Raw genomic sequence first — 26,777 nt, forward strand, 5'->3', positions numbered from 1 at the left:
CCGGCGCTACCGGGTCACAGCATCCGGGTCGGCCACCGGCGACGGCGGGCAGGCCGGAATCTCCGATGGCGTGGCCAGTTCCTCCGCGTGCACCGGCTTGCTGATCATCCTCGCCTTGCGCCAGCCACCCCAGCGGTAATACGCCAGCGACAGCAGCATCGACACCAGTGAACCGGCCGGGAAGCTCCACCAGATCGCGTCGGCGCCCCAGTATGGCTGCAGGAACTCGGCGAACGGCACGCGCACGCCCCACAGCGACGCCGCCAGGATCAGCAGCGGCGGCAGCACCGCGCCGGTGGACCGCACCACGCCGGAGATCACGAAGCTGACGCCGAAGAACAGGAACGAACCGATCACGATGTGGTTCAGGTGCCGCGCGATCTGCAGGGACTCGCTGCCCTGCGGCAGGAACAAGGCCAGCGAATACTGGTCCAGCAGTACCAGCGGCAGGATCAACGCGCCGGTCAGCAGGAAGTTGAACAGGATGCCCTGGCGTGCGGTACCGCGCACGCGATCCCAGCGCTGCGCACCGACATTCTGCGCGGCCATCGACGAACACGCCGCACCGATCGCCATCGCCGGCATCTGCACGTAGTTCCACAGCTGCAGCGACGCGCCGTAGGCCGCGCCGGTGTCGGTGCCGTACTGGTTGACCATCGTCATCAGCATGATCACCGACAGCGAGATCAGCACCATCTGCAGGCCCATCGGCACGCCCTTGATCACCAGCGCACGCAGGATGGTCATGTCCAACTTGAACAGGTGCATGTCGGCGCGGCCCAGCCACAGCGTGTGCCGTTTGTGCCGCATGTACAGCAGCAGGCCGGCCAGCGACAGCGTCTGCGACACCAGCGTGGCCCAGGCCGAGCCGGCGATGCCCAGTTCCGGGAACGGCCCCATGCCGAAGATCAGCACTGGGTTCAGGGCGATGTCCAGCACCACCGAGACCAGCAGGAAGCGGAAGGGCGTGCGCGAATCGCCGGCACCACGCAGCGCCGCACTGAGGAAGGCGAAGGCGTACAGCGTCGGCATCGCCAGGAAGATGATGCGCAGGTAGGCCTCGGCCAGGGGCAGCGAGGCGGCGGGCGTGCCCATCGCCGCCAGCAGCGGGTGGGCCAGGAACCAGCCGGCGATGGCGATGATCACCGACAGGCCGATGAAGAACGTGGCGCTGGTGCCGACCACGCGCCGTGCCTGGGCGATGTCGCGTGCCCCGATGGCCTGGCCGATCAGGATGGTCGAGGCCATGCCGAAGCCGAACACCGAACCGATCAGGAAGAACATGATGTTGTTGGCGTTCGCGGTGGCGGTCAGTGCCGCTTCGCCGAGGAAGCGCCCCACCCACACCGCATTCACCGAGCCGTTCAGCGACTGCGCGATGTTGCCGGCCAGGATCGGCAGCGCGAACAGCAGCAGGTTGCGGCCGATCGGGCCGGAGGTCAGGTCAAGCGGCGCTTTGGCCATGGAGTGGTGATCGATTCCCGGGAGGCGCACACTAGCATCAAGCCGGTTTGCAGGATGTGGCAATGCATCAACGACAGCAGGTGACGCGGATCATCGTGGTGGCCTTGATCGCAGCGGCACTGGCCGCATGTTCGTCAGGTGACCGGCTGGGCGATACCCAGGTGCGGCCGACCGACCGCCCTGAGTGCCTGGTCGGCAGCCAGCGCCAGGATCTGGCAGCCGGAACGCCGGCGTTGATCGGGGGCACGGGTTGCCGTACCGACCCCGACAATCCGCGCCCCCTGAACAAGCGAACGGAGTAGTCCCCACCGATGTCCGAGCTTTCCCCGTTGGCGCCCAGCGTCCGTCTGGACATCTGGCTGTGGGCGGCCCGCTTCTTCAAGACCCGCAGCCTGGCAAAACAGGCGATCGAGACCGGCAAGGTATCCGTGGCTGGGCAGCGCCCGAAATCCTCGCGCGCGGTGCGTGTGGGGGAGCAGCTGCTGGTCGATCGCGGTGAAGAACACTTCGAGATCCAGGTACTGGGCCTGAGTGACCAGCGCGGTCCGGCGCCGGTGGCGCAGCAGCTGTATGCCGAGAGCGAAGCCTCCAGGGCACGCCGCGCCGAACTGCGTGCGCTGCGCATTGCCGCGCGTGATGGCTACCAGGCGCCGGAGCACAAACCGGACAAGCGCGCACGACGGTTGATCCGCGCCCTGGGTGATCTTGACGCGTTGTGACGCAGTGGCCGGACTGAAAGCGCTCTGGTATCCGCCCACCTTGGTGGGCGCTGTGCCCTGTGCCGACCATGGTCGGCATCTACCGTGTCGTGGGTCCGGCCCGCTCTGGTAGTCGCCCACCTTGGTGGGCGCCGTGCGCTGTGCCGACCAAGGTCGGCACCTACCGTGTCGTGGGCCCGGCCCGCTCTCTGGTAGTCGCCCACCTTGGTGGGCGCTGTGCCGCCTGCGCTCAGCCACCGTTCGGCTTGCGCCCCGCACGTTGGACGGTCCTCTTCATGGAAGCCCACCATGTTCCTGCGCCGCAGCCTGCTGTGCCTGGCCCTGTCCGCCGCCGTCCCGGTGTTCGCCGCCGACATCACCTTCTGGGATACCCCGCAGCGCGGTGGCAACAGCTTCAATGAAGCACCGCCCGACCGCGCCTACTTCCAGGCCCTGCGTGACACCGGCGCCACCTGGGTACGACTGACCCCGGACAAGTGGCGCAGTGCCGGCGGCCGCGATTTCCTGATGGGCGATGCCGACCACTACCAGGGTCTGGTCCAGGCTGACGTGACCACGTTGCGTCGCGCGCTGGATGACGCCAATGCCGTGGGCCTGAAGGTGGTGCTGGTGCCGCTCTCACTGCCGCTGCTGCGCTGGAAACAGAAGAACGGCGACGTGGTCGACCAGCGCCTGTGGCAGTCCTTCGACAACCACGCACCTGCGCAGCGCTTCTGGCGTGATCTGGCCGCCGCGCTGAAGGGGCATCCGGCGCTGGCCGCCTACAACCTGATCAATGAGCCGGCGCCGGAATATGGCACCGCGTTGGCCGAACATGCCTCCCGCGAGGACATGCTGAAGTGGTACACGGGCGTGCAGGGCGGTCCGCGCGATCTGCGCCAGCTGTACACGGAACTGGTGGCCAGCGTGCGCGCGGTCGATGCAGGCATGCCGTTGATGCTTGATGCCGGCTGGTATGCCGCGGCCGATGCGTTCGACTACTGGCCTGCGCCGCTGGACGACGCGAAGCTGCTGTACAGCGTGCACATGTACGAGCCGTACGCGGCCACCAGTGCGCCGAACCAGAAGTGCAGCACACCGTACCGCTATCCCGCCGAAGTGCCGTTCGGCGACCGCAGTGAGCCCTGGGATGCCGCGCGCGTGCGCAGCTACCTGCAGCAGCCGATGGACTGGGCGAAGACACACGGCATTGGTGCCAACCGGATGGTGATCGGTGAGTTCGGCTGCATGCGTCGCTGGCCGGATTGCGGCCGCTACCTGCGCGACGTGCTGGATGTGGCCGAGCAGCAGAAGGTGCACTGGGCGTTCTATGCATTCCGCGAAGACGGCTGGGACGGCATGGACTACGAACTGGGCGACAAGCCACTGCCGGGATCGTACTGGCAGGCCGTCGAGAAGGGCGAAGCCGTGCAGCCGCCGCGTTCGATGCACGCGCCGTTGTTCGCCCCGATCCTGCAGCGGTTGAAGGCCGGAGCGCGTTGAAACCGCTGCGGCTGCGCCGCATGCCAACCAAGGTTGGCATCTACCGAGTCATGGCCGCCGTGGGATCGCTCTGGTAGACGCCCACCTTGGTGGGCGCTTTTGCCATGTGCCAACCAAGGTTGGCATCTACCCGGTCACATCAACCGTGCAGGTCGTAGCGGTCCAGTTCCATTACCCGCGTCCAGGCGGCGATGAAATCCTGTACGAACTTCTTCTCGCCATCGGCACTGGCATACACCTCGGCCAATGCGCGCAGCACGGCGTTGGAGCCGAACACGAGATCCGCACGGGTGCCGGTCCAGCGTGCAGCGCCATCGCTGCGGCCGCGGCCTTCATAGCTTTCGCGACCGGTCGCCTTCCAGGTCGTGCCCATGTCCAGCAGGTTGACGAAGAAGTCGTTGCTCAACGTGCCGGGTCGGTTGGTGAACACGCCGTGCTTGCCGCCATCGACGTTGGCGCCAAGCACGCGCAGGCCACCGACCAGCGCGGTCATTTCCGGTGCGGTCAGGGTCAGCAGCTGTGCCTTGTCGATCAGCAGCGCCTCACCCGGCACGCTGTAAGCGCCCTTGAGGTAGTTGCGGAAACCATCGGCAGCCGGTTCCAGCACCGCGAACGATTCGACGTCGGTCTGCTCCTGGCTGGCATCTGTGCGGCCCGGGGTGAACGGCACGCTCAGGTCGTGGCCGCCGGCCTTTGCTGCCTGCTCGATGCCGACGCCACCGGCCAGCACGATCAGGTCGGCCAGCGACACCTGCTTGCTGCCCGCGCCGTTGAACTCGGCCTGGACCTTTTCCAGCGCGGCCAACACCTTGGCCAACTGCTGTGGCTGGTTCACCGCCCAATCCTTCTGCGGCGCCAGGCGCACACGCGCGCCGTTGGCACCACCGCGCTTGTCCGAGCCGCGGAAGGTCGACGCCGAGGCCCATGCCGTGGACACCAGCTCAGCCACGCTCAGGCCGGTCGCCGCAATCTTCTGCTTCAGCGCGGCGATGTCCTTGGCGTCGATCAGCGGGTGCTTTGCTTCCGGCACCGGGTCCTGCCAGATGAATTCCTCGGCCGGAACTTCCGGGCCCAGGTAGCGCGCACGCGGGCCCATGTCGCGATGGGTCAGCTTGAACCAGGCGCGGGCGAACGCATCGGCGAAGGCTTGCGGATCCGCAAGGAATTTCCGCGAGATTTTTTCGTAGGCCGGGTCCATGCGCAGCGACAGGTCGGTGGTCAGCATGGTCGGGCGGTGCTTCTTCGACGGATCGTGCGCATCGGGGATCACCGCATCCGCGTTCTTGGCGACCCACTGGTGGGCACCGGCCGGGCTCTTGCTCAGTTCCCATTCGTGGCCGAACAGGATCTCGAAGAAGTCATGGCTCCACTGTGCGGGCGTACGGGTCCAGGTTACTTCCAGGCCGCTGGTGATGGTGTCGCCACCCTTGCCGCTGCCGAAGCTGTTGGCCCAGCCCAGGCCCTGGCTTTCCAGGCCCGCCGCTTCCGGTTCCTTGCCGACGTTGTCGGCCGGGCCGGCACCGTGGGTCTTGCCGAAGCTGTGGCCACCGGCGATCAGGGCGACGGTTTCTTCATCGTCCATCGCCATGCGGCCGAAGGTGTCACGGATGTCATGCGCGGCCAGCACCGGATCGGGATTGCCGTCCGGGCCTTCCGGATTCACGTAGATCAGGCCCATCTGCACGGCGGCCAGCGGGTTTTCCAGTTTGCGCGAATGCACGTCGCCATCAGCGTCGTCATCGGACACCAGCACGCCGTGGTTCTCTTCCACGCCCTCCGAGCCGTGCTTGTAACGCACGTCGCCGCCGAGCCACGTGGTCTCGCGGCCCCAGTACACATCCTGGTCCGGCTCCCAGGTATCGGGACGGCCGCCGGCAAAGCCGAGCGTCTTGAAGCCCATCGATTCCAGTGCGACGTTACCGGTCAGGATCAGCAGGTCGGCCCAGGAAATGGCCTGGCCATACTTCTGCTTGATCGGCCACAGCAGGCGTCGCGCCTTGTCCAGGCTGACGTTGTCCGGCCAGCTGTTGAGCGGAGCGAAGCGCTGCTGGCCGCGACCACCGCCACCACGGCCATCGTCGATGCGGTAGGTGCCGGCGCTGTGCCACGCCATGCGGATGAACAGGCCGCCGTAGTGCCCGAAGTCGGCCGGCCACCAGTCCTGCGAGTCGGTCATCAACGCCTTCAGGTCGGCCTTCAGCGCGCTGTAGTCCAGCCCGTTGAAGGCCGTGGCGTAGTCGAAGTCCGCATCGAGGGGGTTGGAGCGCGTGGAGTGCTGGTTGAGCAGGTCCACGCGCAGCTGGTTCGGCCACCAGTCGCGGTTGGTCGTCGCATCACCGACGACGGCATGGTTGAACGGGCACTTCGCTTCGCTTTTCATGGGTCTCTACCTGTGGACTGGCGAATGAGGGAATCAGATCGCTTACCCACCATAGGCATCGCCTAACGATGGGTAAATTCGATTGATTCAACCGCTGCGATAGTGGCTGCCTATGATCGGCAGCGCTTGGATCGTTGTGCGCGATCAGCGCTTGAGCAGGCCCGCGCCGAGCTTGAGCAGATCGCTGGCGCCGAACTGGCCATCGCCGTCCTGGTCGAGCGCACCGCCGAGCAGGCTGCCGATGCCGCCGCCGGACTGCTGTGCTTCCTGGCCCAGGGCCTGGCTGAGCTGGCCGGCGTTGCCGCTCTGGGCAAACCGCTGGGCCAGGAACGACATGACGATGGGGGCGAGGATCGCCAGCAGCTGACTGGACTTGCCGCTGTCCAGGCCGGTCTTCTGGCCCAGCGCTTCGGCTGCCTGCGAGGTCTGCCCACCGAAGACGTGGCCGAGGATGCCGGCACCGTTGGTGGCGTTGCCGCCGCCGCCGCCCATCACCGCGCCGAGGATGCTGCCGAGATCGAAACCGCCACCACCGCCGCCGGCCGAACCGAGGTGGTCGCGCTGCAGGGCATTGAGAAGGGACTGCGCACCCTGCGGCTCACTGGCGTTCTGGCCCATCGCGCCGAGCAGCAGGGGCAGGGCGCTGCCGACGGCCTGGGTGGCCTGGCTGCTGTCCAGGCCGAGCTGCTGTGACACCTGCTGCAGGCCCTGGCCCTGCTGCAGCTGCTGGAAGAGGGATGCAGCGAGGGATTCGGTGTTCATGGCGGTCTCCGGTCTGTGAAGGACGAACCGCCCGAGCATAACGCCGTGTACACGACGGAAGTGCGAAAGGCAGCCGAGCGTGGGCTCGGCTCTACAGCGGTAGCGCCGGGCCATGCCCGGCAGCCGGGATTACAACAGCGCCTTCAACCGGTACAGCGCTTCCAGTGCCTGCTTCGGGGTCAGCTCGTCCGGGTCGATCGCGGCCAGCGCCTCCTGCGCCTTGTTCGGCGGGGCGGCGAACAGTCCGAACTGCTGAGGTGCATCCAGCGCCTGCGGGGCGAGCTCGGCGGCATGGCTTTCGCCGCCGCGCTGCTCCAGTTCGGCCAGGCGTCGACGCGCCTGTGCAACGGTGGCACGCGGCAGGCCGGCAAGGGCAGCCACCTGCAGGCCGAAGCTGCGGTTGGCCGGGCCGTCCTTGACCGCGTGCATGAACACCAGCGCTTCGCCGTGCTCGACGGCATCCAGGTGCACGTTGGCGATGCCGCTGCGGCCGCCCTCGTGCTGTTCGTCGGCCAGCGCGGTCAGTTCGAAGTAATGGGTGGCAAACAGCGTGTAGCAGCGGTTTTCGTAGGCGAGGTGGCGCGCCACCGCGTCAGCCAGGGCCAGGCCATCGTAGGTGGAGGTGCCGCGGCCGATCTCGTCCATCAGCACCAGCGAATGCGCGGTGGCGTGATGCAGGATGTAGCTGGTTTCAGCCATCTCGACCATGAAGGTCGACTGCCCGCGGGCAAGATCGTCGCCGGCGCCGATGCGGGTCAGGATGCGGTCGATCGGGCCGATCAGCGCGCGGCTGGCCGGCACGAAGCTGCCGATGTGGGCCAGCAGCACGATCAGCGCGTTCTGCCGCATGTAGGTCGATTTACCGCCCATGTTCGGGCCGGTGATGACCAGCATGCGACGGTCCGGGTGCAGGTCCAGATCGTTGGGCTCGAACGGCTGGTCACGCACCGCTTCCACCACCGGATGGCGGCCGCGTTCGATCTTCAGGCACGGCTCGGCCTGCAGTTCCGGACGCGCCCAGTCCAGCGCCTGCGCACGCTCGGCGAAGGCGGCCAGCACGTCCAGTTCGCTGAGGGCGGCGGCGCACTGCTTGAGCGGTTCCAGCTGCGTGCCCAGCGTGTCCAGCAGCTGCTCGTACAGATACTTCTCGCGCGACAGCGAACGGTCACGCGCGGACAGCACCTTGTCCTCGAATGCCTTCAGTTCTTCGGTGATGTAGCGCTCGGCGTTGGTCAGTGTCTGGCGGCGGGTGTAGTGCACCGGCGCGCGCTCGGACTGGCCCTTGCTGATTTCGATGTAGTAGCCGTGCACACGGTTGTAGCCGACCTTCAGGGTGGCGATGCCGCTGCTTTCGCGCTCGCGCTGTTCCAGGTCGACCAGGAACTGGTCGGCGTGAGTCGACAGGCGGCGCAGTTCATCCAGCTCGGCGTCGAAGCCATCGGCCAGCACGCCACCATCGCTGAGCTTGAGCGGCGGCATTTCGGCAATGGCGCTGGCCAGCAGGTGCGCGCACTCGTCGTGCTCGCCGAGCGCGGCGTGCAGGGTCTGCAGGCGCGGTGAATCCAGTGGTGCCAGCACCTCGCGTACGGCCGGCAGCAGGCCGAGGCCATCGCGCAGGGTCGAGAAGTCGCGCGGCCGTGCCGAGCGCAGGGCGACGCGGGTGAGGATGCGTTCGAGGTCGCCAAGGCGGCGGAACTGCTCGCGGATGTCGGCGTCGCTGCCGCGGTCGATCAGTGTCTCCACCGCGTGGTGGCGCTGCACCAGCACCTCGCGCAGGCGCAGCGGTCGATGCAGCCAGCGGCGCAGCAGGCGGCCACCCATCGGCGTCACCGTGCTGTCGAGCACGCCGAGCAGGGTGTTGCGGGTATCGCCGTCGACGCGGGTGTCCAGCTCCAGATGGCGACGCGTGGCCGCGTTCATCGCGATCGCTTCGCTGGCGGTCTCCATCGAGATGGAGGTCAGGTGCGGCAGGCGCTGCTTCTGGGTTTCCTCGACATAACCGAGCAGGGCGCCGGCAGCGGCAGTAGCACGCGGCTTGTCGTCGATGCCGAAGCCGCTGAGGTCGTGCAGCTTGAAGAAGTTCAGCAGCTGGCGGCGACCACTGTCGGCGTCGAACAGCCACGGCGCGCGGCGACGCACGCCGCTGCGCTGGCGCAGGAAGTCGGGCCAGTTCTCTTCATCCGGCACCAGCAGTTCGGCCGGTTCCAGACGGGCCAGCTCGGCCTCCAGCGCGTCATCGGTGTCGACTTCGTTGACCAGGAATCGGCCGCCGGCCAGGTCGGCCCAGGCCAGCCCATAGCCGCTCTTGTTGCGCGACAGGGCCATCAGCAGGGTGTCGCGGCGCTCGTCCAGCAGCGCCTCGTCGGTGACGGTGCCGGGGGTGACGATGCGCACCACCTTGCGTTCGACCAGACCCTTGGCCAGTGCCGGGTCGCCGATCTGTTCGCAGATCGCCACCGATTCGCCCAGCGCCACCAGCCGTGCCAGGTAGCCCTCATAGGCGTGCACCGGCACACCGGCCATCGGAATCGGTGCGCCACCGGAGCTGCCGCGCTGGGTCAGGGTGATGTCGAGCAGGCGCGCGGCCTTGCGCGCGTCGTCGTAGAACAGCTCGTAGAAGTCGCCCATGCGGAAGAACAGCAGCAGGTCCGGATAGTCGGACTTGGCTGCGAAGAACTGCTTCATCAGCGGGGTGTGTTCGGCGGACTTGTCTTTGGACATGGGACTCGTGGATCAGGGGCGTCCGCTCGCGCCGGAGGGCAGCGGGGCGGAGCGGGTACAGGGTCGTCCATGGTAACTGGTCGGGGGGAAAAGGCGCTTTCGTTGGTGGCGTGTGAGATGTCGCAGACAAGCAGCGGCGGTGGCGTCCGTGGCGGTCAGTGGCTGCGTGGATGCCGCAGGATAGCGGCGATCACGTATGAAATGGTCGCTGTGGGCGCGCCGTCGGGGGAGCTTGATGAAGGTGTTGTGTGGGTCACAACCTGCGTTTGGATCGCCGGTGGAGAGTTGACGGCCGCAATCGGGCGGTCAACGGAGTTCCTGCATGTTCCTTCGTACGTTGTTTGGTATGTTGCTTGCGATGTGCCTGGTCAGTACTGCGGCTCCGTCCTTGGCTGCAGAAGTATCCGGATCAAAGGACCTGCACCACCTCACTCTGCGGGTGCTGCACGACGCGAACCCCGTATTCTCGCCCCGTGTAAGCGTGCAGGAAGGACGCACGGCGATCCTCACGCTGGAGGAGAAGCACGGGCGCCGCTACACGTTGGTGCTCGATGTTGCCCAGACATCGGCCTTTGTCGGTGAAGCGGCCGCAGACCTGCAGTGGAGTCTGTGGCAGGGAGAACAGTTCAGCGGTACGTTGTTGCAGGAGGGTGCACTGACGATTTCTCCGATAACGGTGCAGGCGGGAGCGCGAAGCGGGCGACCGCTGGGGCTTTACAAGCAGGGACTGGATGCGGGTCCGACCGACGTTCAGGTACTTGACTATTCAAGAGAGACGCCGCTTCTGGAGGCGGATGACGCGTTGAAGGCGTGTGCGATCGCCACGACGGTGGCATCTGTGCGCAACAACGGATGCTGTGGCGCGAAGTGTCAGGATGGCAGCGGACAGTCGCTCAAATGCTGTGGGGCAAGTTCCTGCTGTGCTTGTGGCACCTGTTGCCATGTTCCCTGATGTGGAGTGGCAACAGGCCTGACTGCCTCAGGCACGTTGCAGATTGATATTCGGGTGGCTGGCGAAGATATCCATCACGATGTCAAAGTAGGTCTGCCCATCGCCGCGCTGCAGGGCGTCCAGCTGGCGGCCGATGGCTTCGGCATTGAACGTACCCGGTTGCCGCAGCTTGTCTTGCAGCCACGCACGCGTGGCCTCCACTCCCAGTGCATCGCGGCTGCAGTCGATATCGCGCCAGACCACCGTGGCCGTTTTGTGCCCGGCCAGTGCGCCATAACCGCCGTACAGCAGATCGTCCAATGCATCGAGGCTGGGCCCGAGCTGCCAGTCTTCGCCAGCCATGAATACACGGTTGATTTCTGCGTAGAAACTTGGGATATCAACGATGGCGGCGCCGTTGATCTGCAGGAATACGTTCATCTGCCGACTATAGCGTTGCGCGGCCAAAGAGCGCGCGGCTTATTCATCTGCGTTATGCATTCCCGCCCTGCCTTCATTGGAAAATGGGGAGGAATAAGGAAAGGGCTCTACTTGAATGCATTTATGTTAATGAGGCGTTGTTTCAGTAAATGTATTTAAAGTTTCCCCGGATCGTGCCGTCACCGATATAGGGCCACGATCAAGGGAATTGAGATGCTCGCCTTACGCAACCTCCGTGTGGGATCCCGGCTTTCTGCCGGCTTCGGGCTGCTGTTGCTGTTCATCATGGCCATCGTCGGCCTGGTGTTGTACGGAAACCATCTGAAGTCCGCCCAGTTCGAGAAAGTGGTGGGCGTGAACATGGTCAAGATGCGATTGTTGAACGACATGCTTGATACCAACAACGCGGTGCTGATGCATCGTCGCCTGATGGTGATCAAGCGCGGCGAGGAGTTCGACAGGGATTACCAGCGGGCGCAGGAACTGAGCCGCACCTACGACGGCATCTGGGACAAGTACATCACGATTCCCCGCGATGCCACCGGCGATACGCTGGTGGCGCAGATCGCGGAGGCACGCAAGGCCACCGACGCCTCCACCCGGCAGCTGCACGAACGGATGAAGGCGGGCGACTACGACGGTGCGGCCACCGAACTGCTGGCCGAACACGGTCTGGCCACCGCTTGGAATGGAGCGATCTCCAGCCTGCTGCGGCACCAGGAAGCCCTGACCGAACGCAGCCGTGAGGAGTACCGCGCCACGGAAGCGTGGACGGGAACACTGTCCATCGCCTTCGGTGTGCTCAGCCTGATCCTCGGTGCACTGGCTGCGTGGGCGATCACCCACAGTCTGACCCGGCCCTTGGCGGGCGCGGTGAAGCTGGCCGATGGCATTGCCAACGGTCGCTTGGACAACGTCATCGATGCCTCGGGCAACGACGAGGTGACCCAGTTGCTGAAATCCATGCAGCGCATGCAGGGGCAGCTGCAGGCGGTGATGACGGCGCAGGGCGAGATGGCGCGGCAGCATGATGACGGCAGCCTGAGCTACCGCATGGACGAGAGTACCTTCCCCGGCGATTACGGGCGGATGGTGCATGACACCAACGCGCTGGTGGGTTCGCACGTGCAGGTGCAGAACCGCCTGATCGAAGTGATGAAGCACTACGCACGCGGCGACCTGTCGGTGGACATGGATCGCCTGCCGGGCGAGAAGGCGGCGATCACCCAGGCCATGGATGAGACCAAGTCCAGCCTGTCGGCCATCAACGGCGAGATCCGCCGGCTGGCCACAGCCGCGGCCGCCGGCGACTTCAGCCTGCGTGGCGACGAAACTCGCTTCGAGCACGATTTCGGCGAGATGGTGACCGGGTTGAACCGGTTGATGCAGACCACCGATGAGAATCTGGTGCAGGTGTCGAGCCTGCTGCAGGCGATCTCGCGCGGCGATCTGACCGTACGCATGCAGGGCGATTTCCACGGTGTCTTCGCGCGCATGCGCGACGACTGCAATGCCACCGTCGAACAGCTGACCCAGATCGTCGGCCGCATCCAGACCAGTGCATCCAGCATCAATCTGGCAGCGGGGGAAATCGCCTCGGGCAATACCGATCTGTCGCGGCGTACCGAGCAGCAGGCGGCCAACCTGGAAGAGACGGCAGCGTCGATGGAGGAACTGACCTCCACGGTGAAGCAGAACGCCGAACACGCACGCCAGGCCAATCAGCTGGCGATCGGTGCACATGGGGTGGCCTCGCAGGGCGGCGAGGTGGTCGGTCAGGTGGTGACCACCATGAGCGCCATCGAAGCGTCGTCGAAGAAGATCGCCGAGATCATCAGTGTGATTGATGGCATCGCCTTCCAGACCAACATCCTGGCGCTCAACGCCGCGGTGGAAGCGGCGCGCGCGGGCGAGCAGGGCAGGGGCTTCGCCGTGGTGGCCAGTGAGGTGCGCACGCTGGCGCAGCGCTCGGCTGGCGCCGCCAAGGAGATCAAGGGCCTGATTGAAGAGTCGGTGGGCAAGGTATCCGACGGCTCGGCGCTGGTGCGTCAGGCCGGCACCACGATGGGCGAGATCGTCGCCTCGGTGCAGCGGGTGACCGACATCATGGCCGAGATCTCGGCGGCCTCGCAGGAGCAGAGCTCGGGTATCGAGCAGGTCAACCAGACCGTGATGCAGATGGACGAAACCACCCAGCAGAATGCTGCGCTGGTGGAAGAGGCCAGCGCTGCAGCACGTTCGATGGAGGAACAGGCCAACCTGCTGGCCGAAGCGGTATCGGTGTTCCGCACCGGGGCTTCGGTGGCGGCGGCAGCGGTCCGACCGATGTTGGCAGCGGTCGCTGCAAGCGTGCCGCCGGTGCGTCGCGTGACCGGCGTGGCGCCGCGCATCGCGCCCTCGCTCGCGGCCAACACGGGTGGGTGGGAAGAGTTCTAAGCCGGGTGGGAGACGGCGCCCATCGCGATGCTGGTCGCGATGGGCGCATTTTTGTTTCCTGAACCGATGGTGGCCGCTCAACACCCGCAGACGCGGATTTCACCTGCAGTTGCCACCCGCAGGCAGACACTTGCGCCATACCGGAGCACAGGAGATGGCCATGAAGACCTCGACCCGATTGATGGTGCTGGGCACCCTGCTGGCAGCCTCGTCCGTTGCTGGCGCACAGAATTACGGCCCGCGTGATGAAGGCCGCAAGTTCAACGATGGCAGCCGCGTGGTCTGCAAGAACGTGGAAGTGCAGCGCAATACCCGCGATCCCAATCGCATCACCGGTACCGCCACCGGCGCTGTGGTTGGTGGTTTGCTGGGCAACCAGGTAGGCGGCGGCAACGGCAAGAAGCTGGCAACGGTTGCCGGTGCCGTGGCGGGCGGCGCAGCCGGCCGGCAGATCCAGGGCAACCATCAGCAGAAGACTGGTGATCGCGTGGTCGAGCGTCGTTGTGAGCGCGTCTACCGCTGATCCCCCATGCGATAACCCCTTCCACACCGCTGTACCCGAACGCCGGCCCTGTGCCGGCGTTCTTCGTTTCCGGTCCCGTTCCGCGGAGCAGGGCGCATGCCTATACTGCGCCGACCTCCAGGGATGAATCGCCAGTGAACGAGTCGAGTGCTGTGGACCGACGGGACCCGTCCGATGTTGCCGATGCAGTGCCTCGCACGACAGGCAGCTACTCCCGTGTGCGCGACCGCACCGACGAGCTGGAGCTGTTCATTTCCGGCCTGCTCGCCTTCGCACTGCTGGCCGTGCCGGGCTACCTGTTCGATGCGTGGGCGCGCAGCAGCCTGCATACCGAAGGGGTCTACTTCCAGGCGCTGTGGTTCGCCTTCAGCATCGGCGTCGGCATGTGCTACGTGCTCGCGGTGGCCTTGATCATCCACCTGGCGGTGCGCGGCTACTGGATCGGCCTGATCGGCCTGAAATCGCACTTCCCCAACGGCATCGACTGGGATCGGCTGACGATGCTGGGGCCGTTCTCACGCGCGTTCCTGCAGCAGCGCGATGGCGGGCTCGACGGCACCATCGAACGCGCGGACCGGCTTGCCACCATGCTGTTCTCGACCACGCTGCTGTGCGTGCAGACCCTGGCCGGCACCCTGGTGGTGGCGATTGTCTCGCTCGGCGTGGCGATGGCCATCGGTGCCGCCTTCGGCGATGTTGATCGCATCACGCTGGGAATTGTCGCGGTGCTGATGGTTGGCCTGCTCGGTCTGGCGATGGTGCCGATGCTGCTGGAGAAGTCGATCGCCCGGCGCCAAGCGCGGGGGCTGGACACCGCACGGCAGGAGAAGCGGCTGCAGTCGGTGCTGGCTGGCCTGCAGCGGGTACCGATGCTGCGCCTGCTGCAGACCATGCAGTGGACCCTGCAGAGCAACCTGCGCGGTCGCTCGTTCACCGTGATCTACCTGTCGGCGGTGATGCTGGCGATGGTGCTCGCCGCCCTGCAGGTGTACGGCTCGATGAAGTTCTCGCTGTTCAACCGCTACAGCGTGCTGACCGAAGAAGCCGTGGACCACGGCATGCTGGGCGCGCACTACGAATCGCTGCGCTCTGCGCATGACCAGCTGCTGCCCTATCCGATGATTCCGGCCGATACCATCAGTGCATCGCGGTTGCGGCTGTTCATTCCGCACCGTCCGCAGCGTGACAATCCGGTGGCACGGCAGCGCTGTGCGGGCGGTGCCCGTAACGAAGCGCAGGGTGCACAGGCGGCGACGGCAGCGGTGAACTGCATGGCGCTGCTGTGGACGGTGCAGCTCGATGGCGGCAAGGTCGACCTGCATGATTTCGTGCCGATGGAGCGTCGCGACCTCGACATGCGCGGGCTGGTGGGCTACCTGCCGATGGCGGATCTGAAACCGGGCCGGCATGACCTGCGACTGGTCTGGAACGCCGACGGCGGCGAACGTGGCCCCAGCCGCCGCCGCGAATACAACATCCCGTTCTGGTACGCACCAGAGCCGTAAAAGGGGACGGAGGGGATTACGTCGCTCTCTTCCCCTCCGTCCCTTTTTTGCTGTGCAGGCGCCAGAGGGCGAGGGCGCTGTACAGCACCAGCAGCACGGCCAGGGTGATCAGTTCGTGGCTGACCTCGGCCAGGCTGGCGTCCATCTGGTTCAGGCGCACCATCAGGTTGATGCCGGAGGTGGTCGGCAGCAGTTGCGCCAACCAGACCAGTGGGCGCGGCGTCATCACCGCCGGCCAGGACAGGCTGGCCAGGAAGAACAGCGGGATGGAGGTGGCGATGATGTACTGGAAGGCGCGTTCGCGGGTGCGGAAGAAGCTGCCGACGAACAGGCCGAACGCTACCGTGGCAGCGATGAACAGCGTACCACCCAGTAGTTGCCCGAGCGGGTTGCCGCCACGCGGATAGTCCTGAACCCAGGCGGTGAAGCCGGCGTACCAGAACAGCCCGAACAGCCCGATCAGGCCGAAGCCGAGGGCCATGCCGGTCAGGGTGGGCAGGTCGAAGCGCAGGCGCCGGCCCAGCACCAACCGGCGACCGCCGAGCAGCACGCCGATGCCCATCAGCAGCGTCTGGTGCACGATCAGTTCGGCCACGCCGGGAACGATCGCGCTGCCATAGCCTTCCTGCGTGTTGAACAACGGCCGCTGCACGAGGGTGACCGGTGGCGCCTGTGGCGCGCCCATGAACGCGGCCTGGGTGACGGCGGCTTCGCGGCCGAACGCGCCCAATGCATCCGCCACGCTGCCCAGCACCCAGCTGGCGCGGCCGAGATAGGCGCCGTTGCCGAGCAGTACCAGCTTGGCCGGATGACCACGCAGGATGTCGCGCTCCAGGTTGGCCGGGATCAGCACGATGCCTTCGGCATGGCCGGCTTCCAGCTGTGCACGCGCTTGCTGCAGATCGGCTGGTTGCCCGACCACATGGGCCACGCGCAGCGAATCGAGCTTGCGCAGCAGTTCGCGGCTGGTCGCGCTGTGGTCTTCATCGACCACCAGCACGGGCAGGTTGCCAGCCACCTGGTGGCGATAGGCGGCGGGGTAGAAGAACGAGTACAGAATCACCGCGCCGACCATCACCACGATCGCGTAGCGGTCGCAGAGCACGGCCAGCAGGGTCTGCCGCAGGCTGTGCCAGATCCGGCTCATGCGCCATCCCCGGCGGGTTGCGCGGCCTGCGGCGTGCGCGCGAACACCAGCAGGCGCCAGCCGCCGATGCCGCCGGCGACCAGGATCATCAGCAGCAGCGTGGCCAGCGGCCACAGCGACACCACCAACGGCGAGCCGATGAACTGCTGCTGGGTCTGCAGCTTGATGTAGGCGCTGAGCGGCAGCAGCAGGTGCCAGACGCGGGTGAACAACGGTGCGTCGATCACCGGGAACGTGGCGCTGGAAAAGGCCAGTGCGGTGCCGATGCTCAGACCCACTGCGGACAGGGCGGTGCCCATGTCGCGGGTGACGCCGACGAAGAACAGGGCATAGGCCGCGGTGGCCAGGTAGAACAGCGGCTGTGCGAGCAGCAGCAGAACCACGCTGCCGGCGATGCCGTCGCCGCGCAGCCAGGCCAGGTAGGCCGCGCCCAGCGCGCCGTACAACGAGAACAGCAGCACGTAGGGCAGCACCTTGCCGGCAATGGCCGACCACGGCGCGTGGCCCAGCCAGGCGGGCAGGGTGCCGTCGCGGATCTCACGGCCGAGGCTGCCGGCCACCGCCAGCGCGAGTACCAGCGACAGTACCGCCGGGAAGATCAGCGGCAGCAGGAAGAGCTCGTAGCTGCGCGCCGGATTGAACAGGATGTCCGATTGCACCGCGATGGGCGCGGCGCGCAGCTTGCCCGGCCCGACCTGCAGGCCGATGCGTTCGCGCAGCAGGCGCGCGTTCCATGCCGATACCACATCGCCGATATCACGCGCGGCGGACTGGCCGGTGGTCATGTAGGTGGCGTTGTAATAGGAAAACACCGTGCCTTGCTGGCCCCGCAACGCCTGGCGGGTCACATCGCGCGGCACCAGCACCACCGCGAACACTTCCAGCTGGCGCAGCTGCCCACGTGCCTCCTCCATGCCTGCCGGTTGGCTGGCGACGCGCACACCGGGGCTGGCATCCAGCATGCGCAGCAGCAGGCGGCTGTCGCTGCTGTGGTCCAGGTCGACCACGGCAATCGGCACATCGCGCATCACCGATGCGGAGAACATCCAGGCCATCACCACCAGCATCAACAGTGGCAGCACGGTGACCAGCGCCAGGTCTGCACGGTTGCTGCGCAACCGGCGCAGTTCGCGCTGCCATGAGCCGCCGAAGCCGCCGCGGTCGGTATTCAGTGCTGCGGCCATGCGAACAGCACGCTCATGCCGGGGCGGAAGCCCTCGATGCGGCGTACCGGGCGCACCCGCACTTCGAAGCTGCGCACGTCATAGCCCGATGACTGACGGGTCGTACGCCAGGTAGCGTAGTCGCCCGCGGGATTGATGAAATAGACCTCGAACTCGTCGTCCTTGCCGAGCGCCGGCACGCTGCCACGCAGCTTGCTGCCGACCTTCAGGCCCTGCATCTGCGATTCGCGCAGGTTCATCGACACCCACATGCGGTCGATATCGACCAGGGTGAACACCGGGTAGCCGGCCGGTACCAGTTCGCCCGGGTCGGCCATGCGCTTGTTGATTTCACCGGCCACCGGTGCGCGACCTTCCACTTCAACGCGCGCGGCGTTGACTTCCGCCACTGCGCCCTGCGCCTGCTGCACCTGGCCCTGTGCGGCACGCTTGTCCTGCTCGCGCGCACCGGCCAACGCCATGTCGTACTGGGCGCGGGCGGCACGGGCCAGTTCGCGTGAGCTGGTGGCCTGGGCAGCGGCTTCGTCGCGCTTCTGGCGGGTCATCACCCCTTCGTTGAACAGGCTCTGCACGCGCCGGTAGGTGGCTTCGGCGAGGGTGGCACCGGCTTCGGTGCGCTTCCAGTTGGCTTCGGCCGCGCGGATGTCTTCGCTGCGCGCGCCGTCGTTGGCCTTGTCGGCCACCGCCTGCGCCGCAGCCAGCGCGCCGTGCGCCTGCTGTTCCTTGGCTGCGACTTCGGGGCTGTCGAGCAGGAACAGCACCTGCCCAGCCTGCACGCGATCGCCCTCGCGCACTTTCAGTTCGGCCACGCGCGCAGTGATCTTGGCTGACACGTTGAGGGTGTCGGCGTCGGCCATGCCCTGGATCTGGTCGGCGGGGCTGCGCCAGGCCAGCCACAGGCCCAGCACCACCGCCACCAGCAGCACCACCAGCAGAATCGGCCCCAGCCGGCGCTTGCCCGGGGGCGTCGTTGCTTCGTCGTGCAACACATCACTCATGATCGATCACCTCGTCTGCACGCCGCCGATAGTCTTCGAAGCGGTCCATCTGTCCACTCACCTCAAGCAACTGCGCCAAGGCGATATCGTATTGGTAGGCCGCCTGCGCACGTTCGACGCGGGCGCCGCCGAGGCCGAGCCGCGCATCGATCACGTCCAGTGAGGTGGCCTGGCCTTCGCGGAAGGCCAGCTCCTGCAGGCGCAGGTTCTCGTCGGCCTGGGCGATGCTGCTGTCCAGCAGCACGAACTGCTGGCGCGCGGTTTCCAGCTCGTTCCAGGCCTTGCGCACACCCAGTGCCACCTGGTTCTCGGCCTCGCGCAGGCCTGCCTCGGCCTGCTCCTGCTGCGCGCGTGCGGCGCTGATCTGTGCCGGTCGCGAGTTCGGCGACAGGAAGGTGTACTTCAGGCCGATGCCGAACGCCCAGTCCGGATCGGTCAGCATTTCGTCGCGGCGCCGGAAGTCGTACTGGCCGAACAGGAATACCGTTGGCTTGAGCTTGGCCTGCTGCACGCGCACGCCCTGTTCGGCCTGCGCGACGATCGCCCGCAGGCGCGCGATCTGCGGCTGCCGTGCCTGCGCGGTGCGCTCGAAGCTGGTGACCGGTTCCAGCGCGGTGCGCTGCACGAACAGCGGAGACAATGGCTGCACATCGCCGCCGCTGCGCAGCAGGGTGGCCAGCGCAGCCTTCAGCGTGGCCAGATCATTGAGGGTCTTCTGGTACTCGCGCTCGGCCTTGTCGCGGGCGACGGTAGCCTGCAGGCGCTGCGCTCGGGTGGCGAAGCCTTCGCGTTCGAGCTTTTCGGCATCGGACAGGTGGCGATTGAGGCCATCGCGCACATCGCGACGCACGACTACAGCCTGCTCGGCCAGGCGCTGGCCAAAGTAGGCCTGGGCCAGCTGCACGGTCAGTGACTGTCGCTGCGCTTCGCGCTCGGCGCTGGCCTGTTCGCTGGCCGCGCTGGCAGCACGCTGCGCGGCGGGAATCAGGCCGCCGGTGTACAGCGGCAGCACGGCGGTGACCACCGGCCGCGTGCGCCAGTCACGTTCGGTGAACGACAGCGGCGAGTCGATGCCATAGGCCTCGGCCACCGGTGCCAGTGAGCCCAGCGGCAGGGTCAGGGTCTTCTGGAACTGCAGCCGGCGCACTTCGCCGGTGATCTCCGGCAGGCGCAGCAGGCGGGTGGCTTCCTGCAGTTCTTCCTTGTTGCGCACGCCGGCATCAGCAGCGGCCAGTGCGTCGGAGACCTGTTCCAGCCGCTGCCGCGCCTGTTCCCATTCCAGCGCGGGAGGCGCGCTGGTCTGTGCCGCTGCGGCCAGCGGCAGGCTTGCCAGCAAGGCCAGGCCGGCAGCGCCGAGCGCGCGGTGCATCCTTGTCCGTGGGCAGCTCAGGCGCATGCCGTTCCTGTAGTGAAGAAGTGGGCAAACGGTAGTGGTCCGCGCGTGAAGCCGGGGTCTGCGGTGGTCTGGATCATGCTCTTTTCAACGTAAGGTGTTGCCAGCGGCGGTGCGCAGCGCCTGGGTGATGTGCTGCAGCGTGCTCGAACGCACGGCGGCATGCTGCCAGAACAAGGGTACGTCGAGCCAGCGACGAGGTTCCAGCACCACCACCTGCCCGGCCTGTACCGCTGGCGTAACCAGGGCCTCCGGAGCAAGGCACCAGCCGAGTCCACGCGCGGCAGCATCGACGAAGCCGGTGGAGGAGGGCAGGTAGTGGACGGGCGGTTGCAGGCGTGCACGGGTCAGCCTGCGCAGGAAGCGCCATTGCAGTTCATCCTTGCGGTTGAACACGATCATCGGCGCCGACGCCAACGCGTCGGCCTGCATGCCCTTGCTGAAGTGGCGCCGCGCAAAGACCGGTGAGGCGATGGCGTGGTAACGCATCGCGCCCAGCGGATGCACGTTGCAGCCCTTCAGGGGGTTGCGTTCGGCGGTGACCGCGCCCAGCACGCTGCCGTTGCGCAGCAGTTCCAGGGTGTGGTCCTGGTCGTCCATGCGCAGGTCGAAAAGGTAGCCGTGGCGCTGGTGCAGCTCGGCGATGGCGGCGACGAACCAGGTATCCAGCGAATCGTCGTTGACCGCCAGCGGGATCGGCGTGCGGGTGGCATCGCTGCCGCGTTCCGGCAGCAGTTCGGCCAGCGCTTCGGCCTGCAGCGTCTGCATCGGCCGCACCCGCCGCAGCAGCACTTCACCGGCAGCGGTAGGCCGGCATGGCGCCTGCCGTACCACCAGCACCTGGCCCAGCCGGTCCTCAAGTGCCTTGATCCGTTGCGACAACGCCGACGGACTGATCGACAGGCGGCGTGCGGCGGCCTCGAAGCTGCCTTCTTCGAGCACCGCGGTGAAGGCGCTCAACTGCGGATGTACCAGGTCCACGCGATGCCTCTTCAGTTTTTCTGCACAGGATAAAGAAAAATCAGCTGGCCTTAACGGGTCCGTTGGTCGCACCCTGCGCCTCCTTTCACGGTGGAGAGCGTCGGATGTGGATTGCTGCGGCCTTGGCTGGCCTGTTTGCGGGTGCTGGCCTGATCATCGCCATCGGTGCGCAGAACGCCTTCGTGCTGCGGCAGGGGCTGCAGCGTCGCTACGTGGGCATGGTGGTGCTGGCCTGCATGGGTGCGGACATCGCGCTGATCCTGGCTGGCGTGGGCGGGATGGGAGCGCTGGTGCTGCAATGGCCGCTGCTGTTGCAGGTGCTGCGCTTCGGCGGGGCTGCCTTCCTGCTGTGCTATGGCCTGCAGGCCGGGCTGCGCGCATGGCGCGGTGGCAGCGCGCTGGCCGCGGCCGATGCCAGTGGTGGCAGCCGGCGGCAGGTGCTGCTGGCCTGCCTGGCCTTCACCCTGCTCAACCCGCACGTCTACCTGGATACGATGGTGTTGCTGGGCAGCCTGTCCACGCGCTATCCGGGTGAGCTGCGCTGGGCGTTCGCGGCGGGCGCCTGCGTGGCCAGCGTGCTCTGGTTCTGCGGGCTGGGATTCGGCGCCCGGTTGCTGCAGCCGGTGTTCCGCAACGCGGCAGCGTGGCGGTTGCTGGATGCAGGCGTGGCGGCCTTCATGCTGTGCCTTGCGCTGCTGTTGCTGCTGCGTCCGCTCTAGGCCGCGTCCACTGCGCACAACGGGGTTTCATCGGGGCGCAGGGTCAGCACGCGCACACCGGTACGGGTCACGGCTACGGTGTGCTCGAACTGCGCCGACAGCTTGCCGTCGCGGGTGTACACCGGCCATTCGTCGGGCTGCTGGCGGATCGCAGGCTTGCCCTGGTTGAGCATCGGCTCGATGGTGAACACCATGCCTTCCTGCAGTTCCATGCCGGTGCCGGCATGGCCGTAGTGCAGGATCTGTGGCTCCTCGTGCATTTCCTGGCCGATACCGTGGCCGCAGTATTCCTTGACCACGCTGTAGCCGTGGCTGCGGGCATGGCGGGCGATGGCGTGGCCGATGTCGCCCAGGCGCGCGCCGGGCCGCACAGCGGCGATGCCCTTCCACATGGCCTGGTAGGTCACCTGCACCAGCTTGCGCGCGGCGTAGTCGACTTCACCCACCAGATACGTGGTGCTGGAATCGGCGATGTAGCCGTTCTTCTCCAGCGTGATGTCGAGGTTGACGATCTGGCCATTGCGCAGCACGTCATCGGCCGACGGCATGCCGTGGCAGATGACGTTGTCGATCGAGGCATTGAGCACGTACGGGAACCCGTACTGCCCTTTGCTGGCGGGCCGTGCCTGCAGGTCGTCGACGATCATGCGTTCGACGATGTCGTTGATCTCCAGCGTGCTGCGGCCCTGCAGGGGCAGGGCATCGAGCATGGCGAAGACCTGCGCCAGCAGTCGCCCGGACTCGGCCAGGCGGCCGATCTCGTCGGGGCGCTTGATGATGGCCATCGGCTCAGGCCCGCCCGGGTGCAAGCAGCTGCGGCTGCACGCCGGCGGCGCGCAGTTCGCTGGCGACGACGTCCTGGAAGCTCAGGGTCGGGTTCATCTCGCACAGCATGCCGACCCGGATCCAGAACGTGGCCTGGGCATTGATCGAGCGGTTGGAGACGGTGCAGGCACGGCGCAGCTGGTCGTGCAGGGTGTCATCGATGTTGACGATGCCCATGGGAGCTCTCGACAGGGAATATACGAAGTGTATACGAAACGTATATCGCCCCTCAAGCCCGTGGCATTCAGCCAGCATCCGTGGCGAAGCGCAGGCGGTTGCCGTCCGGATCGACAATCAGCATTTCGCGGCTTCCCCAATCCGTATCGTGTGGCGGCTGCTCGATGGGTACCCCCGCAGCGCCGAAAGTACGATGCAGGGCATCGACGTCGGCGACGATGAAATACACCGCGCCGCCCACTTCGCAGTCACCGGTGTGTTCGGTCAGGAAGATCGTCTGGCCCTCGCGGGTGAGCTGGGCGAACAGCGGGAAGCCGGATTCGAAGCGGTGCTCCCAGTCGATGATGAAGCCCAGGCCCTGTACGTAGAACGGCAGGCTGGTATCGGCATGGCGCATGCGCAGCTGCGGGATGACGGTCTGGGGCATGGCGGCGGCTCCGGGGCGGGAGTCCAGTGTAGTGCCGAGCCATGCTCGGCTATCGCCATTTGTAGAGTCGAGCCATGCTCGACTCAGGGGACCGCGAACAGCAGCCGAGCATGGCTCGGCTCTACAAAAAAGCGCTCAGCAGGCAGTCGGCACTGCGGCCATCGCCGCCAGCAGTTCGCGGTTCACCTGCTGGTGCTGCTGCTGCCATGTCGGCAGATCATCGGCGCTGATGTCGGGTTGCCCATCCAGCGACGACAACCAGCGCTTGAAACGGCTCTGGTAGTTGGGCAGTGACACCTCGCCGGTGATATCGCTGCCCACCAGTCCACCGGTGCGCAGGGCCTCGATCACCATCAGCGCATGTTCAAGCTGGAAGCGGCCCTGGTCCCAGTTGCTGCGTGCTACCTCTTCGGCGAACACGTCCTTGTCGATCGACAGATAGGTGGCCCGCGGCGCCTGCGCCTGTTCGGCGGCGAACGCTGCAACAAGTGCCTCGGGATGTTCGAAGCGGCGGAAGGCGCCTGCCATGCCCACGCGGCTGGCCCAGCCCACATCCACATCCATGCACCAGTAGGTCAGCCGCCGTCCCAGCAAGGGCCGCCAGTGGTTCTCCCACGCGTGGCCCACGCCGATATCGGTGGAGGTGATGCCCAGCACGTGCACATGCGATACCTGCGGCAATGCGGCAGCGGCATTCACCCAGGAACCGCAGTGCATGCCGAAGGGAAAGCGCATGTTGTCCGGATGGTTGTCCAGCACCACCAGCTGGAACGGGGCGCGCGTGTGCAGGCGCTGCAGCAGTGGCAGGCTGAGATGGTGGAAGTCGCCGCTGCCGAGCATGACCGTGCCGAGTTGTGCCGGCAGCGGCAACAGAACGTCATTGGCGAAGCGCGACAGCGTGGCGTTGCGGCAGGCAAAACGCAGCGGGTCATGCCAGTGCTGCAGCGCGAGCGTGCGTGCTTGCGACAATGGCAGTACGCCACCATCGAGGTCGAGGATCAGCGGGGGGCGCAGCTGCATCGGTCAGCCCCCTCCATCCGGCTCAGCCTGCAGGTGCGGGGCCAGCCTGCGCAGGGCGGCGCGCAGCAGCGGCGAACGCGCGTGCACCGCATGCACGGTGGAGGTGAAACTGGCTCCCAGTTCGGCCTTGATGCGTGAATCGGTCCAGCCCGCGACGTAGTGGCTGAGGCCGTGCTGCAACGCGTATTCCAGGTTGTGCATCCAGCTGACCGAATACAGGTTGTGGTCGCGCGACTGCGGATAGGACAGACCGATGTACTTGTCCACCAGCTTGCCGGCGTGCACGTAGCACAGGTTCCAGCCGATCAGCTCGCCGTTGTGGCGGTAGAGGAACAAGCGCCCCTGACCGTGCGTGTCTGCCAGCAGGTGCTGGAAGAAGGGCAGGTCGAGCTGGTCAAAATGCACCGCGCTCTGTGCATATACCTGCAGGTACAGCGCGTGCAGTTCGGCCTGCAGCCGTGGCTCGGCAAGGGCGGGGTCGCCGGTAGCGATACAGTCGATCTGCAAGTGGGCACGCGAGCGCAGTTTGCGCCGGATGTTCTTGCGCCGCGCAGTGGACAGGCGCGCCAGGTAGGCGTCGATGTCATCGAAATCGATCGCCACCCATGCCAGTGGCATGCCTTCCAGCGGGATGAAGCCGCGTTCCAGCAGCGCATGCAGGAAGGCCTGGCTGTGTGCGTTGGCCGCATCGTCCAGCAAGGGCGAATCGATTGCCAGATCCTTGACCACCAGCAGTCGACTGTCACCGACGCCGTGGCGCAGCACGTCGTCGGCCAGTGCAGCCGCCGACATATGTGCCGGCAGCGGTGTGTACTCGGTGCTGGTGGCACCGATGAACCGCGTCTGCCAGGTCAGCCACGGCTGCCACAGGCGCGACAGCGGCAGCCCCAACAGGCGCGAGCGCAGTGCATCGTCCAGGGTCGTGGTCAGATCCAGCGGCGCACGGAAGCTGGGCAGGCCGCTGGGCAGGCGACTGGCATCGAACCCCAGGGGCGGGTGGGCCAGGAAGCCCTCCAGCAGCGCGGCCGGTTCCAGCGCGGTGCTGGAAACACGCGGGATCATGTCCATGCGGGGCACGGGAACCGGCAGCGCATTGCAGCTCAGCCCTTGGCCTTGGTCAGCAGCTGGTCCAGCAGGGTGATCGCCAGATCGATCTCTTCGTAGGTGATGTTCAACGAGGGCGCGAAGGTGATCACGTTCTTGTACCAGCCACCGACATCGAGCACGAGGCCCATGCGCTTGCCGTCGTGCAGCAGGTCGCCGGCCAGGCCGATGTCGACCATGCGGTCCAGCAGCTCACGGTTCGGAGTGAAGCCATCGGCGGCGCAGATTTCCGCACGCAGGGCCAGGCCGAGGCCATCGACATCGCCGATTTCCGGATGGCGCTTCTGCAGGCCACGCAGGCCGTCGAGGAAGTAGGCGCCCTTTTCCGGCACGGTACGCTCGTAGTCCATCTCCTTGCCCAGCTTCAGCACTTCCAGGCCCAGGCGCGTACCCAGCGGATTGGAGTTGAAGGTGGAGTGGGTGGAGCCCGGCGGGAACACGGTCGGGTTGATCAGCTCTTCGCGCGCCCACAGGCCCGACAACGGGTTGAGGCCGTTGGTCAGCGCCTTGCCGAACACCAGCACGTCCGGGGTGACACCGAAGTGCTCGATGGACCACAACTTGCCGGTGCGCCAGAACCCCATCTGGATTTCATCGACGACCATCAGGATGCCGTACTTGTCCAGCACGCGCTTGAGGCCCTTGAAGAAGTTGCGCGGCGGAATGACATAGCCGCCGGTGCCCTGGATCGGCTCGACATAGAACGCGGCGTACTCGGCCTGGCCGACCTTGGGATCCCACACGCCGTTGTACTCACTTTCGAACAGGCGCTCGAACTGGTGCACGCAGTGGTCGGAGTATTCGTCCGGGGTCATGCCCTTCGGGCGACGGAACGGATACGGGAACGGGATGAACATCGCGCGTTCGCCGAAGTGGCCGTAGCGACGGCGATAGCGGTAGCTGGAGGTGATCGACGAGGCGCCGAGGGTGCGGCCGTGGTAGCCGCCTTCGAACGCGAACATCAGGCTCTTGCCGTTGCGCGCGTTGCGGACGATCTTCAGCGAATCCTCCACCGCCTGCGCACCACCGACGTTGAAGTGCACGCGGCCATCGAGGCCGAACTTCTCGTGCATGTCCACCGCGATGGTCTTGGCCAGCTGCACACGCGTCGGGTGCAGATACTGGCTGGCGACCTGCGGCAGGGTGTCGATCTGGTCCTTCAGCGCATCGTTCAGCCGCTGGTTGGCGTAACCGAAGTTGCAGGCCGAGTACCACATCTGCAGATCGAGGTACGGGGTGCCGGCGGCGTCGAACATGTAGCTGCCTTCGCAGCGCTGGAAGATCTTCGGCGGATCGACGTAGTGCACGGTGTCGCCGAAGGAACTGTAGCGGGCTTCGTCTGCCAGCAACTGCGCATCGGTGATGGCGGCATCGGCGTTCTTGTCAAAAATATTCATCGGTTCGGTTCCGGAGAGGGCATTCGAAGGAAGCAACGGGC

The 26,777-nt window shown here is 66.3% G+C and carries 24 protein-coding genes; 8 read left to right on the forward strand and 16 right to left on the reverse strand.

Annotated elements, in window-relative coordinates:
* Positions 1–6: 6 nt before the first annotated feature.
* Complete coding sequence (locus HFK18_RS02005) at positions 7–1,464, reverse strand: MATE family efflux transporter (protein ID WP_100551885.1); 1,458 nt, start codon at positions 1,462–1,464, stop codon at positions 7–9.
* Between the two features lie 62 nt (positions 1,465–1,526).
* On the opposite strand from HFK18_RS02005, the gene HFK18_RS02010 reads away from it, so the two are divergent.
* The 3 genes from HFK18_RS02010 to HFK18_RS02020 all read left to right on the forward strand — a co-directional run bounded on the left by HFK18_RS02010 (position 1,527) and on the right by HFK18_RS02020 (position 3,665).
* Positions 1,527–1,766: a hypothetical protein gene (locus HFK18_RS02010; RefSeq protein ID WP_180164031.1), complete on the forward strand. Its 240-nt coding sequence runs from the start codon at positions 1,527–1,529 to the stop codon at positions 1,764–1,766.
* 9 nt (positions 1,767–1,775) lie between these two features.
* Positions 1,776–2,183, forward strand: a complete 408-nt coding sequence (locus HFK18_RS02015; RefSeq protein ID WP_099821068.1) for an RNA-binding S4 domain-containing protein — start codon at positions 1,776–1,778, stop codon at positions 2,181–2,183.
* Positions 2,184–2,471: 288 nt separating this feature from the next.
* Complete coding sequence (locus HFK18_RS02020) at positions 2,472–3,665, forward strand: glycoside hydrolase family 5 protein (protein ID WP_257216035.1); 1,194 nt, start codon at positions 2,472–2,474, stop codon at positions 3,663–3,665.
* Between the two features lie 139 nt (positions 3,666–3,804).
* On the opposite strand, the gene katG is transcribed toward HFK18_RS02020, so the two are convergent.
* The 3 genes from katG to mutS all read right to left on the reverse strand — a co-directional run bounded on the left by katG (position 3,805) and on the right by mutS (position 9,528).
* On the reverse strand, positions 3,805–6,045 hold the full coding sequence (gene katG / locus HFK18_RS02025; RefSeq protein ID WP_180164033.1) for a catalase/peroxidase HPI: 2,241 nt from the start codon (positions 6,043–6,045) through the stop codon (positions 3,805–3,807).
* Between the two features lie 144 nt (positions 6,046–6,189).
* Positions 6,190–6,807 carry a DUF937 domain-containing protein gene (locus HFK18_RS02030; protein ID WP_089239664.1) on the reverse strand — a complete coding sequence of 206 codons (618 nt, stop codon included), beginning with the start codon at positions 6,805–6,807 and terminating at the stop codon, positions 6,190–6,192.
* A gap of 129 nt (positions 6,808–6,936) precedes the next feature.
* The gene (gene mutS, locus HFK18_RS02035) at positions 6,937–9,528 is read right to left on the reverse strand and encodes a DNA mismatch repair protein MutS (RefSeq protein WP_180164035.1); all 2,592 of its coding nucleotides are present in this window, start codon (positions 9,526–9,528) and stop codon (positions 6,937–6,939) included.
* 322 nt (positions 9,529–9,850) lie between these two features.
* On the opposite strand from mutS, the gene HFK18_RS02040 reads away from it, so the two are divergent.
* The gene (locus tag HFK18_RS02040; protein ID WP_180164036.1) at positions 9,851–10,480 is read left to right on the forward strand and encodes a hypothetical protein; all 630 of its coding nucleotides are present in this window, start codon (positions 9,851–9,853) and stop codon (positions 10,478–10,480) included.
* A 27-nt stretch (positions 10,481–10,507) separates the two neighbouring features.
* Here HFK18_RS02040 and HFK18_RS02045 read toward each other — a convergent pair whose 3' ends face one another.
* On the reverse strand, positions 10,508–10,900 hold the full coding sequence (locus HFK18_RS02045; RefSeq protein ID WP_180164039.1) for a barstar family protein: 393 nt from the start codon (positions 10,898–10,900) through the stop codon (positions 10,508–10,510).
* 213 nt (positions 10,901–11,113) lie between these two features.
* On the opposite strand from HFK18_RS02045, the gene HFK18_RS02050 reads away from it, so the two are divergent.
* From HFK18_RS02050 to HFK18_RS02060, 3 genes are all read left to right on the forward strand, one after another.
* Positions 11,114–13,336 carry a methyl-accepting chemotaxis protein gene (locus HFK18_RS02050; protein ID WP_180164041.1) on the forward strand — a complete coding sequence of 741 codons (2,223 nt, stop codon included), beginning with the start codon at positions 11,114–11,116 and terminating at the stop codon, positions 13,334–13,336.
* 154 nt (positions 13,337–13,490) lie between these two features.
* Positions 13,491–13,859 (forward strand): glycine zipper 2TM domain-containing protein, encoded by a 369-nt coding sequence (locus HFK18_RS02055; protein ID WP_025873797.1) that lies wholly within the window; start codon positions 13,491–13,493, stop codon positions 13,857–13,859.
* A 188-nt stretch (positions 13,860–14,047) separates the two neighbouring features.
* On the forward strand, positions 14,048–15,364 hold the full coding sequence (locus tag HFK18_RS02060) for a hypothetical protein (RefSeq protein ID WP_180164043.1): 1,317 nt from the start codon (positions 14,048–14,050) through the stop codon (positions 15,362–15,364).
* Between the two features lie 16 nt (positions 15,365–15,380).
* Here the strand turns inward: HFK18_RS02060 and HFK18_RS02065 are convergent, their stop codons facing one another.
* From HFK18_RS02065 to HFK18_RS02085, 5 genes are all read right to left on the reverse strand, one after another.
* Positions 15,381–16,511 (reverse strand): ABC transporter permease, encoded by a 1,131-nt coding sequence (locus HFK18_RS02065; RefSeq protein WP_180164045.1) that lies wholly within the window; start codon positions 16,509–16,511, stop codon positions 15,381–15,383.
* On the reverse strand, positions 16,508–17,695 hold the full coding sequence (locus tag HFK18_RS02070; protein ID WP_180164047.1) for an ABC transporter permease: 1,188 nt from the start codon (positions 17,693–17,695) through the stop codon (positions 16,508–16,510). The genes HFK18_RS02065 and HFK18_RS02070 overlap by 4 nt, the downstream gene beginning before the upstream one ends.
* On the reverse strand, positions 17,680–18,693 hold the full coding sequence (locus HFK18_RS02075) for an efflux RND transporter periplasmic adaptor subunit (RefSeq protein ID WP_180164049.1): 1,014 nt from the start codon (positions 18,691–18,693) through the stop codon (positions 17,680–17,682). The genes HFK18_RS02070 and HFK18_RS02075 overlap by 16 nt, the downstream gene beginning before the upstream one ends.
* Positions 18,686–20,062 carry a TolC family protein gene (locus tag HFK18_RS02080; protein WP_180164051.1) on the reverse strand — a complete coding sequence of 459 codons (1,377 nt, stop codon included), beginning with the start codon at positions 20,060–20,062 and terminating at the stop codon, positions 18,686–18,688. Before HFK18_RS02080 ends, HFK18_RS02075 begins: the two co-directional genes overlap by 8 nt.
* A 111-nt stretch (positions 20,063–20,173) precedes the next feature.
* Entirely contained in the window at positions 20,174–21,067 is an 894-nt protein-coding gene (locus HFK18_RS02085) for a LysR family transcriptional regulator ArgP (RefSeq protein ID WP_180164053.1), read from the reverse strand.
* Between the two features lie 104 nt (positions 21,068–21,171).
* Between HFK18_RS02085 and HFK18_RS02090 the strand changes: the two genes are divergently transcribed.
* Entirely contained in the window at positions 21,172–21,786 is a 615-nt protein-coding gene (locus HFK18_RS02090; RefSeq protein ID WP_180164055.1) for a LysE/ArgO family amino acid transporter, read from the forward strand.
* Here HFK18_RS02090 and map read toward each other — a convergent pair.
* From map to HFK18_RS02120, 6 genes are all read right to left on the reverse strand, one after another.
* Positions 21,783–22,565 carry a type I methionyl aminopeptidase gene (map, locus tag HFK18_RS02095; protein ID WP_180164329.1) on the reverse strand — a complete coding sequence of 261 codons (783 nt, stop codon included), beginning with the start codon at positions 22,563–22,565 and terminating at the stop codon, positions 21,783–21,785. The genes HFK18_RS02090 and map overlap by 4 nt on opposite strands.
* A 10-nt stretch (positions 22,566–22,575) precedes the next feature.
* Complete coding sequence (locus HFK18_RS02100) at positions 22,576–22,788, reverse strand: ParD-like family protein (RefSeq protein ID WP_025873788.1); 213 nt, start codon at positions 22,786–22,788, stop codon at positions 22,576–22,578.
* A gap of 67 nt (positions 22,789–22,855) precedes the next feature.
* Positions 22,856–23,215, reverse strand: a complete 360-nt coding sequence (locus tag HFK18_RS02105; protein WP_180164057.1) for a VOC family protein — start codon at positions 23,213–23,215, stop codon at positions 22,856–22,858.
* Between the two features lie 135 nt (positions 23,216–23,350).
* Positions 23,351–24,235 (reverse strand): hypothetical protein, encoded by an 885-nt coding sequence (locus tag HFK18_RS02110; RefSeq protein WP_180164059.1) that lies wholly within the window; start codon positions 24,233–24,235, stop codon positions 23,351–23,353.
* A 3-nt stretch (positions 24,236–24,238) separates the two neighbouring features.
* The gene (locus HFK18_RS02115) at positions 24,239–25,303 is read right to left on the reverse strand and encodes a GNAT family N-acetyltransferase (protein ID WP_180164061.1); all 1,065 of its coding nucleotides are present in this window, start codon (positions 25,301–25,303) and stop codon (positions 24,239–24,241) included.
* A 32-nt stretch (positions 25,304–25,335) separates the two neighbouring features.
* The gene (locus HFK18_RS02120; protein WP_176021325.1) at positions 25,336–26,736 is read right to left on the reverse strand and encodes an aminotransferase class III-fold pyridoxal phosphate-dependent enzyme; all 1,401 of its coding nucleotides are present in this window, start codon (positions 26,734–26,736) and stop codon (positions 25,336–25,338) included.
* Between the last annotated feature and the right edge of the window lie 41 nt (positions 26,737–26,777).

It is taken from the genome of Stenotrophomonas sp. SbOxS2 (assembly GCF_013416715.1).
Taxonomy (GTDB): domain Bacteria; phylum Pseudomonadota; class Gammaproteobacteria; order Xanthomonadales; family Xanthomonadaceae; genus Stenotrophomonas; species Stenotrophomonas lactitubi.